The 453-nt window shown below is 45.5% G+C and carries 1 protein-coding gene; it reads left to right on the top strand.

The window, feature by feature from the left end; translation table 11 throughout:
• Positions 1 to 84 precede the first annotated feature (84 nt).
• Positions 85 to 453, top strand: a 369-nt coding sequence (locus F1E73_RS17375) for a hypothetical protein (RefSeq protein WP_191089077.1), incomplete at its 3' end; no start/stop codon positions are given.

Raw genomic sequence — 453 nt, forward strand, 5'->3', positions numbered from 1 at the left:
AAAAGCGCCGTACATCGAGTTTTTACAATAGAATTACACTGTATTGCGTTAAATCAACGGGCTCCCTAACCAAAAACCTACGGTATGAAAAAAGTATATTCCCTTTTGGCGCTTTTCGCCATCCTACTTTCTGCCAATTGCACTCGAATTGCAGAAAACAACGATCCGGTTATTGGGATCTGGTCCTATTTCAGTACTGCAAGCACTGGTAAGAATGCGAAGCAGACCGTAAAAGAGGAGTGGATTTTTAACGATGCGTATTTAGGGCGTTTCCATACCTACAACAACCACCAACTCACTATTGTCACCGATTTCAGATGGTCGTTTAAGGATAAGACCTATACCATTGCCTACCCGGGATTGGATAGGAAGGAAGACGTGGTCACCATGGACCAGACGGACCGCGGCACCGTACTTACAGACCACCAAGGCAATATACTGGCCATCCGCGAA

This window comes from Arenibacter lacus, assembly GCF_008711145.1.
GTDB classification, from domain to species: Bacteria; Bacteroidota; Bacteroidia; order Flavobacteriales; family Flavobacteriaceae; genus Arenibacter; species Arenibacter amylolyticus.